The sequence below is a fragment of the Pseudomonas sp. NFACC51 genome, from assembly GCF_900103575.1.
Taxonomy (GTDB): Bacteria; Pseudomonadota; Gammaproteobacteria; order Pseudomonadales; family Pseudomonadaceae; genus Aquipseudomonas; species Aquipseudomonas fluorescens_Q.
On sequence record NZ_FMXH01000004.1, the window covers coordinates 123,337 to 139,356 of the forward strand.

The 16,020-nt window shown below is 60.1% G+C and carries 12 protein-coding genes; 7 read left to right on the forward strand and 5 right to left on the reverse strand.

Going from position 1 to position 16,020, the window contains the following annotated elements:
• Nucleotides 1-18: 18 nt before the first annotated feature.
• From purT to BLT00_RS09995, 4 genes are all read right to left on the reverse strand, one after another.
• Entirely contained in the window at nt 19-1,200 is a 1,182-nt protein-coding gene (gene purT, locus BLT00_RS09980) for a formate-dependent phosphoribosylglycinamide formyltransferase (protein ID WP_063324546.1), read from the reverse strand.
• A 101-nt stretch (nt 1,201-1,301) separates the two neighbouring features.
• Entirely contained in the window at nt 1,302-1,769 is a 468-nt protein-coding gene (locus BLT00_RS09985; RefSeq protein WP_092146922.1) for a preQ0 transporter, read from the reverse strand.
• A 231-nt stretch (nt 1,770-2,000) separates the two neighbouring features.
• Complete coding sequence (locus BLT00_RS09990) at nt 2,001-2,786, reverse strand: siderophore-interacting protein (protein WP_072345587.1); 786 nt, start codon at nt 2,784-2,786, stop codon at nt 2,001-2,003.
• Nucleotides 2,783-3,346 (reverse strand): PadR family transcriptional regulator, encoded by a 564-nt coding sequence (locus BLT00_RS09995; protein ID WP_072345585.1) that lies wholly within the window; start codon nt 3,344-3,346, stop codon nt 2,783-2,785. Before BLT00_RS09995 ends, BLT00_RS09990 begins: the two co-directional genes overlap by 4 nt.
• 428 nt (nt 3,347-3,774) lie before the next feature.
• On the opposite strand from BLT00_RS09995, the gene BLT00_RS10000 reads away from it, so the two are divergent.
• The 7 genes from BLT00_RS10000 (at nt 3,775) to BLT00_RS10030 (ending at nt 12,486) form a co-directional block, all read left to right on the forward strand.
• Nucleotides 3,775-4,269, forward strand: coding sequence for a CS1 type fimbrial major subunit (locus BLT00_RS10000; protein ID WP_092146924.1), 495 nt, complete (start codon nt 3,775-3,777; stop codon nt 4,267-4,269).
• A 127-nt stretch (nt 4,270-4,396) separates the two neighbouring features.
• Nucleotides 4,397-6,919: a TcfC E-set like domain-containing protein gene (locus BLT00_RS10005; protein WP_092146926.1), complete on the forward strand. Its 2,523-nt coding sequence runs from the start codon at nt 4,397-4,399 to the stop codon at nt 6,917-6,919.
• 72 nt (nt 6,920-6,991) lie between these two features.
• Nucleotides 6,992-7,735, forward strand: coding sequence for a fimbrial biogenesis chaperone (locus tag BLT00_RS10010; protein WP_092146928.1), 744 nt, complete (start codon nt 6,992-6,994; stop codon nt 7,733-7,735).
• Between the two features lie 45 nt (nt 7,736-7,780).
• Entirely contained in the window at nt 7,781-8,263 is a 483-nt protein-coding gene (locus BLT00_RS10015) for a CS1 type fimbrial major subunit (RefSeq protein WP_092146930.1), read from the forward strand.
• Nucleotides 8,264-8,282: 19 nt separating this feature from the next.
• Nucleotides 8,283-9,563 (forward strand): hypothetical protein, encoded by a 1,281-nt coding sequence (locus BLT00_RS10020; protein ID WP_371914356.1) that lies wholly within the window; start codon nt 8,283-8,285, stop codon nt 9,561-9,563.
• A gap of 189 nt (nt 9,564-9,752) precedes the next feature.
• Nucleotides 9,753-11,024, forward strand: coding sequence for a hypothetical protein (locus BLT00_RS10025; RefSeq protein ID WP_371856962.1), 1,272 nt, complete (start codon nt 9,753-9,755; stop codon nt 11,022-11,024).
• Nucleotides 11,025-11,214: 190 nt separating this feature from the next.
• Nucleotides 11,215-12,486, forward strand: coding sequence for a hypothetical protein (locus BLT00_RS10030; RefSeq protein WP_371856963.1), 1,272 nt, complete (start codon nt 11,215-11,217; stop codon nt 12,484-12,486).
• Nucleotides 12,487-12,588: 102 nt separating this feature from the next.
• Here BLT00_RS10030 and BLT00_RS10035 read toward each other — a convergent pair whose 3' ends face one another.
• Nucleotides 12,589-15,696 (reverse strand): transglycosylase domain-containing protein, encoded by a 3,108-nt coding sequence (locus BLT00_RS10035; protein WP_092146932.1) that lies wholly within the window; start codon nt 15,694-15,696, stop codon nt 12,589-12,591.
• Nucleotides 15,697-16,020: the final 324 nt, after the last annotated feature.

A 16,020-nucleotide genomic window follows, 5' to 3' on the forward strand; every position in this document is an offset into this window, starting at 1 on the left:
CGCCACGGGGGGCCAGCCTTACAACTCGATCTTGACGGCCTGCGAAGCCCGGGTCGCCTTGGCGCGGGCGGCTTCGATGGATTCGTCGCGGGCCAGGGCCACGCCCAGGCGGCGCTGGCCGTTGACTTCCGGCTTGCCGAACAGGCGCAGGGCGGTGTCCGGCTCGCTCAGGGCGGCGCCGAGGTTGGCGAAAGCGGTCTGGGTCGACTGGCCTTCCACCAGGATCACCGCCGAAGCCGATGGGCCGAACTGGCGGATCAACGGAATCGGCAGGCCGAGAATGGCGCGGGCGTGCAGGGCGAATTGCGACAAGTCCTGGGAAATCAGCGTCACCAGGCCAGTGTCGTGCGGACGTGGCGAGACTTCGCTGAACCACACCTGATCACCCTTGATGAACAGCTCGACGCCAAACAGGCCGCGACCACCCAGTGCCTCGGTCACTGCCTTGGCGACGCGCTCGGATTCAGCCAGGGCCACCGGGCTCATGGCTTGCGGCTGCCAGGACTCCTGGTAGTCGCCTTTCTCCTGGCGGTGACCGACCGGTGCACAGAACGTGGTACCGCCGACATGGCGCACGGTCAGCAAGGTGATTTCGTAGTCGAAGTCGATGAAGCCTTCGATGATTACCCGGCCTTTGCCGGCACGGCCGCCTTCCTGGGCATAGTCCCAGGCTTTCTGCACGTCGTCGGCACTGCGCAGCAGACTCTGCCCCTTGCCCGACGAACTCATCACCGGCTTGACCACACACGGGAAGCCCAGGGTTTCGACGGCCTTGCGATAGTCTTCCACGGTGTCGGCGAAGAAATACGGCGAGGTCGGCAGGCCCAGCTCTTCAGCGGCCAGACGACGGATGCCTTCACGGTTCATGGTCAACTGCGCCGCGCGGGCGGTAGGGATCACGGTGAAGCCTTCGGCTTCCAGTTCCACCAGGGTGGCGGTGGCGATGGCTTCGATTTCCGGCACGATGAAATGCGGCTTCTCGGCCTCGATCACCGCACGCAGGGCGGCGCCGTCGAGCATGTTGATCACATGGCTGCGGTGGGCCACTTGCATGGCCGGCGCGTTGGCGTAGCGATCCACGGCGATCACTTCAACGCCCAGGCGCTGCAGCTCGATTACCACTTCCTTGCCCAGCTCACCGCTGCCACACAACAAAACGCGGGTCGCGGTGGGCGACAAGGGAGTTCCGATACGGGTCATCTGAAGGTCCTCAAACAGGAGCGGTCGTCGAGGGTTGCACGCCGGGCGAGCTTCCCGTGGGGAGAAAACGCGGCATTTTACATGAACTGCGGGTTTTGGCTTCAGGTGGCGATGGTTTGCTTGCGCAAACGCCAGGCCATGATCAGCCAGACAGCCGTGACCCCGGCGAATTTCGAGAGCAGGGCGGTGATCACCACGGCAGGCGTCAGAGCGTCGATCAGGCCGAAGAAAATGAACGTGTCCAGCGGAATGCTCAGGGCCGAACTGATCCATAGCCGATCATGCAATGGGCGTTTGGTAATCGTGAACACCAGCCAGTCGATGCACTCGGACACGGCAAACGCCGTGGCACTGGCCAGGGCGATGGTCGGATCCGAGGTGACATAGGACAACACCAGAGCCACCAGCATCGCCGCGATAGCACCATGGCCGAAACGGGTCTGCACCATGTCCCGCAGGATAAACACCAGCCCGCCCCAGGCCGACCAGATGATGTCCAGGTGCGGCGCGGCGGAAAACGCGAAGTTGATCAGCACGACGCTGGCGATGTAGGCGATCAGGAAGAGCATGGGGGTACCTGGTGAAATGTCGTGCCAAATATTGAAGGATAGCGATATTCCCCGTGGCGAGGGAGCTTGCTCCCGCTGGGGCGCGAAGCGGCCCCAAACCAGGCAACCCGGTGGATCAGGTTAATTGAGTGGTCTTTGAGAGGGGGGGCTGCTGCGCAGCCCAGCGGGAGCAAGCTCCCTCGCCACGGAGTTCTGTGTCGCTCAATGGGTAGTTTAGCCGCCGCCAATAGCTCATTCCTCTTCACTCCCCTCCGCCTTCCAATACCCTACAGCCTTCACGAAATCCTGATCCAACCCTTTCTCGTCCAGCAACACCTTGCGAATCTGCCGCGACACCTTGCTCTCGGTGGCGACCCAGGCGTAGAGCTTGCCACCGGGCATATCCAACTGCTGCACGGTGGTCAGCAGGTTATCCTGGCGACCTTCGCGCAGCACCCAGATCACATGCACCTGCGCCGGGCTCTGGAGAACCTGCTGCTCGGCGCCGTTTTCCACTTCCACCACCACCAGGGCACGCCGGTTCGGCGCCAGGCCTTCGAGGCGGCGGGCGATGGCGGGGAGGGCGGTTTCGTCGCCGATCAGCAGGTAGCTGTCGAAGATGTCCGGCACGATCATCGAACCCCGTGGCCCACCGATGTCGAGGTACTGCCCCGGCGTTGCCTGGGACGCCCAGGTCGAGGCAGGGCCGTCGCCGTGGAGCACGAAATCGATGTCCATCTCCAGGGTGTCCAGGTCATAGCGGCGCGGGGTGTAGTCGCGCATTTGCGGCAGCGCGCCCTGGGCCTTGCCGGCGCTGAGGTTGAGGCTTTCCAGCGCCGCCCGTTCCTCAGCGTTCTGCGGGAAAAACAGCTTGACGTGATCATCCGTGCCCAGGCTGACGAACCCGGCCAGTTCCGGTCCGCCGACGGTGATACGGCGCATGCGCGGGGTCAGGTCCTGCACCCGCAAGACTTCCAGGCGACGGCGTTTGACCTCGTGATTGACACGGTGAATGGTGTTTGGATCGACTGCAGTCATGGCGTTGACTCCGAAACGGGTGGACGGTCGAGGCCGTCGATGATGGCTTTGGCGGTGTCGTTGAGCAAGTCGCTTACCCGCTTGATCTCCTCCGGGGTCCAATGCCCGGGGTGCTTGTGCAGCGCATGCCGCAGGTTATACACCGCTTCATGGATTTGTGCGGGGCGGTCCTGTCCGCGCAGGGCGCGTTTGCTGGCTTCAATACGCATCCTTACCTCATCCAGCGCCACGGCTTGCTCCTCAAGGGATAGACGTCCGGCGTCGGTCACTCTGTAGCATTTTTTCCCGTCCTCGACGCCGCAGGTCACCATTGTGCTCATTTCCAGGAAGGTCAGGGTCGGGTAGATCACCCCGGGGCTGGGGCTGTAGGCGCCGTCGAACATATTTTCGATCCGACGGATCAGGTCATAGCCATGGCAAGGCTGTTCGGCAATCAGCGCCAGCAACAGCAGCTTCAGATCGCCGGAGGCGAAGACCCGTGGACCCCGGCTGCCACGCTCACGGACTGCCGTGGGTTGTTCAAGTCCATCGTTCTTGGGAAGGGAATAAGTGACTGTCATATGCGCGCTCTCCATTCTGCATAAGATAAAACTTAGATATATCTTTATTTAAAGATATATCTTTGATAAGTTTCTGGAACTAAGATGTATTTTTATTCGCAAGGTCTTACTTGGGGTCGGAAAAAACCTTACATGAAAGCTCTAGGCCCGGGGTGACAAGCATACGGGCTGCATACATTTGTAATGATTGAGTAGCGTGTAGGCTGGCAATGTGGGTTGTTTCTGACAGCCAAACTTCAACTTTATAAGAAATGGCTTCTTTTTCTTCGTGCTATATGCACTAAGTACTACATGCTTATGGGAAAGTGCCTGCTTATTTTTGATTAAAGAGAGCCGATCATGCCCCGGCGTTGAAGGGGGCAGGCCAAGCGGTTATTGGCCTGCAACTTTCAACCCTTCTCTTTATGTCAAGAACAGGTGTTAACAACATGCTCAAACAATTCGTATCCGGTACTGCTCTGGTCGCTGCTGCCCTGGGTTCTTCGGCGGCGTTCGCCGCTGATGATGCTCGCTCCTCGATTCATATCACCGCGACCATTCCTACCAAGCAGTTCCATGTACTGCCGCGTAATCCGGACTTCGGTAAGGATGAGGTCATGAACTACAACCCGGTGACCAATACCCTGAGCTCTTTGCGCCAGACCTATGACGTGAAGAACACCGACGGTTCGGTTCACGCTTACATCTTGGGCGGCCAGCCTTCGCTGACCAACGGTTCGGACGCTATTCCCCTGACCACCATGTTCAACAGCGTGACTTTGACTGAATATCCTCAGGAAGTAGTGTCCGACGCAGCATCCACTCCAGGCACCCAGGCCGACATGCTTATCCTGGCCTCCACCGCGCCTACCGATACCCAAGTGGGCGTGTACAACGCTGACTTCACCGTGATCTTCGACGCGGTGCCACGCGTTACTCCGTGATGCCGTTCGATGCCCGATGAGTTTCACCTCATTGCACGGGCATTGCTGCAGGCCGTCCAGCGCTCCCTAGCCGGGCGGCCCGCACCTGAAAACGCCCTGATCGTTCGTTGATTATGAGAATCCGTTGATGTTTCCGATGACACCCATCGCGGGTGCCCTCGCGCTATTGCTGTGCGCGAGCGCATTGGCTGCGCCGACTGCCCCCGGTACAACGCCCAGAAGTCTGTTGTCTCAGGCCAAGGGGTTGCCGGAAGAGTTTGAAGCCCACTTTTTCGATGTGCCTCTGGCGGTTCGTGTAGAACTTGATCAACAGTACCTCGGCGAAGCCATGGTGGTGTTGACGCGGGATGATCGCATCACCTTGCTTGAATTCACCGACACCCAGGACAGCCCGGTCTCGGCTGTCGATCGCGGGCAATGGGAACAACTGCTCAAAGAAGGGCGCCCCTTGGGGGCTTGCGAAACCCGATGCACGTCGGGACTCCTGGCGGTGCATTACAGCCTCGAACATTCGCTGGTGTCGATCCTCACTCAGAATGTGGAACGTGGCGGCGCAGAGAAGCGTTTTTACGACCAGCCAGAAGAGGGCAGCCTTGGCCTGATCTTCAATAACCAACTCAATCTCAACGGTGGCCAGGAGCAGGACACCGGCGGGCGCTATGGCCTTAACGCCAGTTCCAGCCTGGGCAACTGGACCCAGTCGTTCGACTTGCAGCTTTCGCGCCTAGGTGGCCCGGACGACAAGCTCTATCACGCGGTCCATGAACTCTTCACCCAACGTGAAATGGAAGACAGCTTTTTTCGCCTGGGTTATTTCATGCCGGGTTCCGATGGTCTGAACCGGCAGATCCGTTCGTTCGGCGCCAACCCGGACACCGCAGTGGGTGTGATGTACGGCAGTTCCGACAGCCTGGTCATCAACAATCCCAAGCCCAGTGTCTATCCGATTTATGTCACCGCCAGCCGTCAGGCTGCGGTGGAGATATACCGCAACGGCCTGCTGATCAACACCCAGGCCGTCAGCGCCGGTTTGCAGAGCCTGGACACCCGGCCATTGCCTGGCGGTATCTATGAAGTGGAGGTGCGGCTGATCGAGGACGGACAGACCACCGCCACCACTCAGGAACTGGTCTACAAACCCAACAACTGGCGCAACGCCGATGATCGCTGGCGCTACAACCTGTTCGCCGGGCGGGAAAGCAAGTTGCTGAGCAACTGGGACGATCAACCGTCGGGCTTCATGACCGCCGGGGTGGGCCTCAATTACCTGCTGCATCCACGGCTGGTACTGGGACTTTCCACGCGCCAGGTGCAGGACAAACTGCAATACGGCACCTCGGTGGACTGGACCCTGGCCAACAACACCAGCTTCTTTGCCAACGTCTACCAGACCGAGCAATACGGCACCGGCATGGACTTGCAAGCGCTGTACAGTTATGGGCTGGGCAGTGTGGTAGCCAGCCATAACCGCAGTTGGCTGGACACTCGCAACACCTACGAAGTCCTGCCGGACGGCACCCGAGTCCGCCAGCGCAACGTGTTCGTCGGCCAGACCAGTAACTCGTCGCTGGCGGTCAACCACCGGTTGAGCAACAAATCGTCGGTCAATGGGCGGCTGTTCTACAGCGAAGGTAACGTCGAGGGCGCCGGCCTGGACCTGGGTTGGACCCAGCGCGGCAAGCTGGGCAGCAGCGATGCCAACTGGCGGCTGTCGGTATTCGATCGCCCGGGCACCTCGAGCACCGCCGATCGGCGTAATCGCGGCTTGGACCTGAGCGTCAGCGTCGCCCTGGGCGGGCCGGGGGAGTATTGGTCGGGCAGCATCGGCACCCGCACCTCGCGGGACGGTGACCGAGACAACAATGCTTCGCTGACCTATCGTCGGGACCTGCAGGACCACGTGCTGCAAAGCGTGTCCGCCACGGCCCTGACCGACACCTACGGCATGGGGTTGTCGGGCCTGGCCAGTTTCGAAACCGATTCGTTGTATGGCGACGGTTTCGTCCAGCGTTCTTCCTACAACGGCAACCTCACCGGGGGCTTGAACCTGAGCAGCACGGTGGCCGTGGGCGGCCGGAAAGTCGCCTTCACCGGCCTGCCGCAGAATGGCGGCGCGGGGATGATCGTCGACGTGGAAACCGACCTGGACGACATCGTCCTGCTTGCCGATGATCTCACGGGCGGTACCACCACGTTGCGCCCGGGCCGCAACTTCGTGCCCATCACGGCCTACCAGAATAGTCTGGTCACCTTCGACTTCGACGGTCTTCATCCGCCGGCGGCCAACATCCAACCGGCGCGTACCCGCTATCACCTGAACAAGGGTGGCGTGGACTACCGCAAGGTCAGCGTCATGCGCAGCGTGACCGTGCTCGGCCGCCTGCTGGACGGGCAGGGCCAGCCGCTCAAGGGCCATCACGTGATCAACCACGCCAGCCGTGGGGTCAGCGAGGTGGACGGGTTCTTCTCCATGGAAATGAACGCCAGCTCGCCGACGCTGGAGGTGCGCTACGGCAACGACTTGCTCTGCCAGTTCCGCCTTGACCCGGACAACGCCAGCAGCGAGGGCGATGTGTTGATGATCGGTGATTTGCGCTGCACGCCGGACACCCTGGCCGGCAACGGCCATCAGCTCGAAGCAGCGGGTTGAACCTGGCGTTTTAACAACAGTGTTGCGTGAAGCGGTCGCCATCGGCCGCCTTCGATAGATGAGGTTTTGGTTATGAAGCGTTTTTTGGCTCTGTGTGGTTTGGCGTTGGTTTCCACGGTGGCCCAGGCCGGGCCGCAGATTAATGTCGGGGTGGTCTACGACTACCTTGACGGCGACAAGAGCACCTACATGAAGCGGGTGTTCAACGGCGGGACGTCCACCGCGTTCGTCAAGGTCGACATCCTGGAGATCCTCTACAACGAGGACGGCAGCTATCAGGAGGTGGCGCTGCAAGATCAGGAAGGCGCGCTCGCCAAGAACGGCCTGATGGCGAGCCCGGCGCGGATGATCGTTCCGGCCAACGGTATGCAGGGTACGCGCCTGCTGTTCATGGGCGAGCGCAGCGAGGAACGCTACTTCCGGGTTCGCTTCGTACCGGTAGTACCGGAGGCCGAGGACGAATTCGCGATCAGCGCCGAGGAGCGCGAGGAGTACAAGAAGGAGCGCATCGCGGCTGGGGTCAAGGTGCTGGCTGGCTTTGGCACGGTGTTTTTCGTGCGGCCCAAGGAAACCCGCTTCGACACGGTCATCGATAACAGCGCCAACCGTTATGTGCTGCGCAATAACGGCAACAGCGTGGTGGTGATCGACGAATTCAAGGACTGTGCGGCGAAGAAAGACAACGATTGCCGGCCGACCATGAAGCATCACGTCATGGTTGGACGCTCCTTTTCGTTCGACAAGGAGCCCGGCCGTGAGTATCGCTTCAACCTGGTCGAAGGCGGCGACGAGAAAGCCATCGAGATCAAAGGCTGACGGCGCGCCGTCGCTGAATCGCCGTTGACGTCACAGGTAATCATCATGTTCAAGACATCGCTGCACACCCTGATCTTCACCACCCTGGCGCTGCCGAGTCTTGCGGCGTGGGGGGCGGTGGAGCGGGAAACGTTCGAACTCTTCGTCACCATCCCGACCACCGAATTCCATGTGTTACCGGTTGACCCGCAACTGGTCGAACGCGAACAGCCGATGCTGTTCAGCACCTTGACCTCGGGACTGCTTCCGCTGCGGGCGAATTACGAAGTGAAGAACATCAACGGGGCCATTGGTGCCCGCCTGGGCGAAGAGGCATACCTGTCCAATGGCCGGGAGCGCATTGACCTGCAGGTGCGGTTCAACAACGTCCAACTGACGTTGGATTCGGCCCAGGTAGTCTCGGCCGCCGAGGCTCGGCCGGGTCGGCGCGTGGGGTTGGAAATCATCGCCGTCAAGACGGCTGAGGAATATACGCCAGGGGATTACTTCGGCACCGTGCACATGGTGTTTGATGCCATTGCGCCGTAGTTCATTGGAGCGGGTTTATATGAGTCATCCAGCGATCTTGAAACGGGGTGTTTCGATGTACCGCGCGATCATGGTGCTTGCCTGGTTGTTTGCAGGTTTGGCGACGGCCGATGCTGCTACCAGGGAAATCAGCGCGGTTTTTCGGCCTGATCCCGCGAAGCCCATGGACAACAAATTCGTCAATACCACGCCGGTTACGGGATTTTGTAATCACTGGCCAGCACACTGTGCGGCTGCGGATATATTCAGTCTTACCATTCCCCTTACTTTTGCCTCGTCCAGTGCCATTCAGGCCAATCACCCAGATAACCGGCAAGGCGCCATGTTCATAATTCCCGGCAATTGGCGGACGATGCAGGTCATTAATTCGTCCACGGGTGAAAGTGAAGAGGTTTCAGTACGAATTGCCGGCTTGGGCGGGATGTATCGACTCAGTGAGAGTGCCATGGACTTGGTTGGGGGAGGAGTGAGCCTCTTTGAGGCCCACCGAAAGCTATGGGCGGGTGGTAATTGGAGTAGGCCTCCCCAGCCGTGTAGAGCTACTCCTGTTGAAGCCCACTCTGGCTTTAACGGTTTCTATTTTTTCTGGCTGGCGCCGCATCAAGATGTTGCGTGCGCGAAGCAGGCAAAATACCTGATTCCGGGGCTCCAAGTTGTATACATGGACCTTGCCTACGAATTGCGTACTCCTAACCCTTTGAAAATGTCGACCGGTCACTACACGGGGTCGTTGAACTATACCGTCGGGCCGGGGCAGGACATTGACATGGGCGATGTCATGTTGCCGAACGATTCATTGCTGACGCTCAATTTCAATCTCGAAGTCCAACACACGCTCAAAGTCGAAGTGCCTCCTGGCGGCAACAAAGTCGTACTCGAACCCCAAGGCGGCTGGCAGGCCTGGTTGAACCAAGGACAAAAGCCGACGCGCTTGTTCCGTGACCAGACCTTCCATCTCTGGGCTTCGTCGCGTTTCAAGATGCGCCTGGAGTGCCAGTTCGCTGATGCCGGCGACAACACCTGCCTGCTGTGGGCACCCAGCACCGGTTATTTGATACCGGTGGACATCAGCGTGACCCTCCCCAACGGCCTGACGGACGCTGCCGGCCAACCCGTCAATCGCCGCCGGCTCTATCTCGATGGCAGTGGTACCGAACTGTTCCAGCCGGGGCACTACGTCGACCGCAAGCCGGGCACGCTGCATTTCGAAGTGGGCCGTAGCCAGGTGGAGGAAATGCTGGCGGGAGACGCTAAGCACTACAGCGGCAATGTCACGGTGATCTGGGATTCGGAGGTCTAGCGGCTTACCACCCATACCCTATGGGAGCGAGCTCGCTCGCGATTACGGTGGGCCAGTCAACACTTTATCAACTGACCCTCCGCTATCGCGAGCAAGCTCGCTCCCACAGGGGAATGTGGTGATTTGCTGGATCACCACCCACGGCCGGCCTTCGATACCACCGCGCCGTCGCAGTTATTTGGAGTAATTATGAGTCATTCAAACACCCTCGGACGTGGACTTTCGTTATGCAGGGCAGCCACGGTTTTTGCCTTGTTGCTTGCGGGCATGCCGACGGCCAATGCCCTGACCCAGGAAATCAGCGCGCGCTTTCGGCCTGATCCTGCAAAACCCACAGAAAATACGTTTACCAATACCACGCCCGTGAGCGGTTACTGCACCAGCTTTCCGGTGCAATGTGCCGCCGTACGCATGTTCAGTATCCGCATGCCCATCAGCTTTAATTCGTCCCGGGCTATTCAAGCTAATCACAGCGACTATCGGCAGGGCGCTACGTTTAAAGTGCCTTCTAATTGGCGTACGGCAAACGTTGTCAATTCAAACACTGGCGAAAGTGAAGTGGTTGAAGTGCGGGTGTCCGGTATAGGTTCTCAATATCGACTCACTACTAGCCCCATTGATCTTGTGGGCGGCGGCGTCGGTCTCCAAGCGGCTCATAACATGCTTTGGGGCAGCAGTTGGGTCACTGCCCCTTCGCCCTGCCGTACCGGTGGTGTAGGTGCTTACACGACTCTCACGTATGCTTTTTTCTGGACCACTCCGCAGGGAAGCACCTGTAATAAACGGGCCAGATATTTAGTCCCGGAAATGAGGTACCACTATCTGGATTTTGCCTATGAGTTACGAACGCCCAACCCCTTAAGGATGTCGGTTGGTCACTACACGGGTTCATTGACCTATACCGTCGGGCCAGGCCAAGACTTCGACCTTGGTGATGTCATGCTCCCGAACGATTCGTTAATCACGCTCAACTTCAATCTCGAAGTCCAACACACCCTCAAAGTCGAAGTGCCTCCTGGCGGCAACAAGGTCGTGCTTGAACCCCAAGGCGGCTGGCAAGCCTGGCTGAACCAGGGGCAAAAACCGATGCGGTTGTTCCGTGACCAGACCTTCCACATCTCGGCTTCATCACGTTTCAAGATGCGCATGGAATGCCAGTTCGCCGATGCGGCCAACAACACCTGCCTGCTCTGGGCGCCCAGTACCGGGCACATGGTGCCGGTGAACGTCAGCGTGAGCCTGCCCGACGGCCTGACGGACGCCGCCGGCCAACCGGTCAACCGCCGACGGCTGTATCGGGACGGCAGCGGGACGGAGTTGTTCCAGCCTGGGCACTACGTCGACCGCAAGCCCGGCACCCTGCATTTCGAAGTGGGCCGTAGCCAGGTGGAGGAAATGCTGGCGGGAGACGCTAAGCACTACAGCGGCAACGTCACGGTGATCTGGGATTCGGAGGTCTAGCGGTTTACCACCCATACCCTGTGGAAGCGAGCTCGCTCGCGATTACGGTGGGCCAGTCACGCTTTATCAACTGACCCTCCGCTATCGCGAGCCCGCTCGTTCCCTCTGGGGAATGTGGTGATTTGCTGGATCACCACCAACGGCCAGTTTTCGATACCACCGCGCCGCCCGCAGTTTATTTGGAGTCACTATGAGTCGTTCAAACACCTTCGGACGCGGCGCTTCCTTGTGTCGCGCAGCCACGGTTCTTGCCTTGTTGTTTGCAGGCATGCCAACGGCAAGTGCCCTGACCCAGGAGATCAGCGCGCGTTTTCGGCCTGATCCTGCGAAGCCTACAGAGAACAAGTTCACCAATACCACACCGGCGAGTGGGTATTGCGCCTCACACCCAAGGGAATGCGAAATCGCGGGTATGTTCAGTATCCGCATGCCCATCGTCTTCAATTCGTCCGGTCCAATCCAGGCCAATCACACCGATAGCCGACAAGGCGCCATGTTCAAGGTGCCCGCGAATTGGCGTCCGGTCACCGTGGTCAATTTGGACACTGGCGAAAGTGAGATGGTTGAAGTCCGCGTGTCCGGTATCGGTTCGAAGTATCGACTCAGCGTTAATCCCATCGAGTTGGTGGGGGGCGGCGTGGATCTTGTCACGGCACATTTCCGATTATGGGGGGGCAGTTGGGTGTATGCGCCTTCACCCTGCCTTTACAGTGGGGTTGGCACTTACAGCTGGAACGAGTACGCCTTTTTCTGGAAAACGCCGCAAGAACGTGCCTGTACTAAACAAGCCAAATACCAAGTGCCGGACTTTAGATACAACTATCTGGATTTTGCCTACGAATTGCGCACCCCCAACCCATTGAATATGTCGGCCGGACACTACACGGGAACGTTGAACTATACCGTCGGGCCAGGCCAAGACTTCGACCTGGGCGATGTCATGCTCCCGAACGATTCGTTAATCACGCTCAACTTCAATCTCGACGTCCAACACACCCTCAAAGTCGAAGTGCCTCCTGGTGGCAATAAGGTCGTGCTTGAACCCCAGGGCGGTTGGCAGGCCTGGCTGAACCAGGGGCAAAAACCGACGCGGTTGTTCCGTGACCAGACCTTCCACATCTCGGCTTCATCACGTTTCAAGATGCGTATGGAATGCCAGTTCGCCGATACGGCCAACAACACCTGCCTGCTCTGGGCGCCCAGTTCCGGCCAGATGGTCCCGGTGAACGTCAGCGTGAGCCTGCCTGACGGCCTGATGGACGCCGCCGGCCAACCGGTCAACCGCCGACGGCTGTATCGGGATGGCAGTGGGACGGAGTTGTTCCAGCCGGGGCACTACGTCGACCGCAAGCCCGGCACCCTGCATTTCGAAGTGGGCCGTAGCCAGGTGGAGGAAATGCTGGCCGGTGAGGCCAAGCATTACAGTGGCGATGTGACGGTGATCTGGGATTCGGAGGTCTAGGCTATTTCGTATCGCAGCCCAGACGCATCAGGCGGATCACTACCCCTGTGGCGAGGGAGCAAGCTCCCTCGCCACATGTGTCTGCCCCCACACTGCTGTAACTCATTGGCTTGCCACCAACGGCTTGCACTGGGTATGACTGCCCGGCTGCAAGTAGGGCGAGAGAAACGGCGCCATGCCCTTGAGCACTTGTACCGGCAAGGCGGAGGTGAATTTGAAGTTCTGTGCCGAGGCCCCCGGGACAAAGGCGGTGAGTGTGCCGAAATGGCTGTCGCCGATGTAGAAGACGAAGGTGGCGGTGCGGTTGATCGATTTGGAGCTGATCACCCGCCCACCCGAGCCGATGGCTTCGATGCGGTTGTCGCCGGTGCCGGTCTTGCCGCCCATGGCCAGCGGTGTGCCGTCGGCCAGTTTGAAACTGCCGGCCACGCGTTTCGCGGTGCCGGCATCCACCACCTGGGACAGCGCGCCGCGCAGGGCCCGGGCCACTTCCACCGGCATCACGCGCTTGCCGTTATCCGGGTTGCTCACCAGCCGTGTCTCGTAGGGCGTGTTGACGGCAAAGTCCAGGCTGTCGACGCGCAGTGCCGGTTGGCGGATGCCGTCGTTGAGGATGGTACCCACCAGCTCGGCAAGGGCGGCAGGGCGGTCGCCGGAGCTGCCGATGGCGGTGGCCAGCGACGGCACCAGGTGATCGAACGGGTAGCCGACTTTCTGCCAGCGCTGGTGAATATCCAGGAAGGCTTCGATCTCCAGCATGGTGCGGATGCGGCTGTCGCGGGCGCTCTTGTGCCGGCTCTTGAACAGCCAGCTGTAGACTTCCTGGCGCTCGAACTCGCTGGCCTTGACGATCTGGCTGAACTTGGCGTCGGGGTTATTCAGCAGGTAGCCCATCAACCATAAATCCAGTGGATGGACCTTGGCGATGAAACCCTGGTCCGGCAGGTCATAGGCGCCGGGGCCGTAGCTCTGGTAGAGCCGTTCCAGGCGTTCGTCGGTGAGCTTCTCGGGGTTCTTGACCGACTTGAGGTGCGAGCGCACGAACAGGTTGAAGCTTTCCTGGCTGTCGCCGGGAAAGAAGTAGCGGTGCACCGCCGCCAGGCGGATCGCCGTGGGGCGCATGCCGTCGAGGAAGGTTTCCAGGCGTTGGCTGGTGTCCTTTTTCTGATACTTCTTCCAGAACCTGAGCAGGAACGAAGTGCCTTCGCGGTCGGCGAACTGGGCCAGGTATTCCTGGCGGCGCGGGTCCTTGTCGTCCTTGAGCAGCTCGGAACTGTTATTGGGGCCGGCATAGGTGGCGTAGCGCACCAGGTCGCGCATCAGGCGAATGAACGGCAGGTTGATCGATTCGCGCAGGGCGTCGCGCAGGGTCGGGTTGCGGCCGTTGTCTTCGTTGCGGAAGTTGTGGAAGGTGTGCAGGCCGCCACCGGTGAAAAACGCCTCGCCGGGGCTGGCGGAATAGGTGCGGTCCAGGGCCGCCTCCAGCATCTTCGGCAGGCTGCGGTCGGTGTTCTGGATCAAATAGTCGACGGCCCAGCGCGAGAGGCGATCCTGTTCGGCGATATCGGCCTTCTTCAACGCCGCCGGGGTCTGCTCGGCATACCGCTCGTGCAGCTCGGCGATGATCTGCAGGTACGTGGTGAGGACTCGCAACTTGGCGGTGGAGCCCAGTTCCAGTTTGCTGCCTTCATTGATGTCGAAGGGTTGGTCGGTGCTGTCGGTTTGCACCCGTACCCGCGAGCCGTCGGGGGTCAGTTCCAGCAGGGTGAAGCTGTAGCGCACCTGGGTGGTGCTGGTGGGGGTCAGCAAGCGTTCGCCCATCAGGCCGATCTCGGCAGCGAACGCCGGGTCGGCCAAGCGCTTGAGGTACTCGGTGGCCTGGGCCTGCAAGTCGCTTTGCAAGGTGCTGGTGGCTGAGAGGTCGAGACGGTCGAGGTCGTACAGCGGGCGATTGAGCAGCGTGGCGAGGCGACTGCGGGCAGCGCTGATGCCTTTGTTGGTTTCGTTGGGTTGCACGGTCGGGTCCTGGACCCAGTCGCGATAGCTGACCTGGCTCGCCAGTGCCGCCTCCGACAGGGCCGCATCGATCACGCCGTTCTGCGCCAACAGCCGGATATGGCTGTCGGTCAGGCGCGCCAGCTCTTCGTGCCCCTTGGACAGGTAATGGGACGGGCGGCGCTGGGCGATCATCAACGACAGCATTTCCCGCAGGGCCAGGCCTTTTTCCGCCAGACTCTTGGGGTCGTTGGCGGCACTGGACAGGCGTTCATTGGCCCGCTTGAAATCGGCGCCGTACCAAACCCGCAAGCCCTCCGCCATGCCGTGGACTTCACCGTGCCCCGGCACGGCCGAGAGCGGTACGCTGTTGAGGTAGTCGCGGATGATCCGCTGCCGCGCCTCAAGGGTTTGCGGGCCGGCCTGATAGGCCCGCACGCTGGCGGAAATCATCTGGCGGATTTTCTCCCCGCCCGACACGGTTAGGCCCTCGGGGGAGTGACGGTATTTTTCCAGCTGCGTCGCCAACGTGCTGCCGCCGGCGGATTGTCCCGGCAAGCTCAACAGCTTGGCCATTTGCGACCAGGCCGCCATGGCGAAACGCGGCCAGTCTACCGCTGGGTTTGCCAAGGGCTGCTTGGGGTCGAGCAGGAAACGGTTCTCGATGAACAACAGGCTTTGCACCACTACCGGTGGGATCGCATCGAAATTGGCGTACAACTGCTGCGGATACTTGAACTGATACACCGGCGCGGCGCGGCAGTCAGTGATGGTCAGCCCGGCCTGGATCTTTTCGGCGTAGGGCACGAACAGGCCTTTTTCGACGTAATTCATCAAGGCCGGTGAGAAACGGGCCTGGGCCTGGATAACGTAGTCGCGCTTGAGCAACCGCGGCAGAAACTCCCCCAGCGAGCTATAGCCCAACCGCCGATCGAACGGGCCGGCACCCGGGTAGATGATGGCATCGCTGGGCCCTGGTTGCACCGAATAGCTCAGCGACGCGGCGTACTTGCTGATCTCCCGGGCCTGGAAGCGCGAGGTGCGCATTTCCTTGGCCACCGCCAGGCCGACCACCACGACGATAATCAGCAACAACAACCAGAACGCCCGCCAGCCATGCCGGGCGCGGCGTTTTTTTTGAGGTAAAGGCGCTTCTTCCATACGTTCAGTCGGGACCACAGGTTCATTCGAATCGGTTTGCCACAAAGCGCCCATAGTCGACTGATCCATTCACGCAGATTGATCGGACTTGCTTGAAGCTTAGACGGTGGTTGGCGTGGGGGGAGGGGAAATTGTGGGTGGCGGTCTGTCATGGCCAGTGGCATTCCTTTGTGGCAACGACTTTGTGACCAGGAGAGATTTATCTGTGGGTGAGGAGGAATTATCTGTGGGTGAGGAGGAATTATCTGTGGGTGAGGAGGTATTTATCTGTGGCGAGGGGATTTATCCCCGTTGGGCTGCGAAGCAGCCCCAATGCAGGCAACGCGATTATCCAGGCATATCGGGGTTGCAGTTGGGGGCTGCTGTGCAGCCCAGCGG